This is a genomic window from Enterobacter sp. SECR19-1250, from assembly GCF_013391025.1.
Lineage (GTDB): Bacteria > Pseudomonadota > Gammaproteobacteria > Enterobacterales > Enterobacteriaceae > Enterobacter > Enterobacter cloacae.
Genome location: NZ_JACASJ010000248.1, coordinates 1 through 1,540, shown reverse-complemented (window position 1 = coordinate 1,540; position 1,540 = coordinate 1). Strand labels below are relative to the sequence as shown.

Annotated in this window: 1 pseudogene; it reads right to left on the bottom strand. The window is 54.0% G+C overall.

The features are described 5' to 3' along the window. Positions 1–53 precede the first annotated feature (53 nt). A pseudogene (locus HX884_RS26335) lies at positions 54–1,502 on the bottom strand (putative bifunctional diguanylate cyclase/phosphodiesterase); the annotation flags it as partial. Positions 1,503–1,540: the final 38 nt, after the last annotated feature.

The window sequence follows — 1,540 nt, the reverse complement described above, 5'->3', positions numbered from 1 at the left end:
CGCTCCGGATGAATATGATGATCTCATATCAGGAACTTGTTCGCACCTTCCTTAAAAGACAACGTCCAGTGGGCAAAACCTTGTTCAGTCCAGAAATGCAGCTGACGGCATGCGGCCTCAATCGCCCAGTTACCTACAGGAATAATTAACCCCGTCTGTTCAAGCGAAGGTAAAAACAGATTCGGCAGCAGCACGCCTTGTTCGGGATGTCGCCAGCGAAGAAGCGCCTCAAAGCCGTGGATAGTTCTCTCTTCAGCGTGCCAGGTGGGTTGATACCACAGCTCAAACTGATCGCGCTCAAGCGCCTGCGTGAGTTCCTGCAAAAAACCGGGGTTAGCCGGGATCGCCGTCGACATCTCTGTCCGGTAGACCGCCCAGTCGTTTTGGCCTTGCTTTTTAACGTACTGCATTGCCGCATCTGCTTTTAGCTTTAACTCATGCAGCGTTTCGCCATCCTGCGGATAACGACTGACGCCTGCGCTGAGCGTTGTACTCAGCGTATGCCCGCATACGGAAAGCGGGCGGCGCACATCGTCGAGCAGCGTTGAGAGGAGGGATTGAAGTTTGTCGTCATCACATTCTGGAACCAGCAGAATAAAGGCATCGCCCCCCAATCTTGCCAGGGTCATCTCACGGGTAAGCCTCGCCGTGATGCGCTGCGCAATGGTGATTAACAACTCATCCCCGACGTTATGTCCCCAGGTGTCATTAACCTGTTTAAAGTGATCAACGTCGAGGAAGATCACGGCAAATTGTTTATTGCTAAGCAACGCGCTGCGCAGGCAATCCTGCATGCGCAGATCCATCTGGTGGCGATTAGCAAGGCCGGTAAGGGCATCAAACCGTGCCTGTAGTTCAAGCTGTCGATTGAGCGCCTGAAGGTTGTCCGTGAGCCGGTTGGTACGCCAGTGGGAATCAATGAGTGAGATAATCAACATTATGCCGAGCAGGCACACCGTGGTGACCGACACCCCTATCGATAATCCCAGTTCGCTGATACCGCCGGGTAGGGCATGAGCCATATCACTGAATTGAGCGGCCCGCATGCCGGTGTAGTGCATGGCACAGATGGCAGCGCCCAGAACTAAAGCGGCGAGAATGCGATTGATAAAGATCCCTTTTCGCTGATGCCGCAGGTGAAAGGCCAACCAGAGCGCGGCACCGGAGGCCATTACGGCAATCAATACGGATAAACCGATGATGGGGTGATCCCAGATGATGGGGCTGTCCAGCATCAGTGCGGCCATACCGATATAGTGCATTGATACCACGCCTGCGCTCAGAATTAAGGTAGAGAGAAGCAGTCTGAAGGGCGAAAGGCGAGCGCCCGTCACGGCAATATTCATTGCCAGCATAGACGCCACCACCGCGACGCCCATTGAGGCGAGGGTTAACCAGAGGTTGTAGCTCATGATCATGGGCATTTTCATCGCTAACATACCAATGAAATGCATCGACCAGATCCCGACGCCCAGCGTAAGCCCTCCGGGGCTTTGTTGAATAAATCAGATTTCGGGTAAGTCTCCCCCGTAGCGGGTTG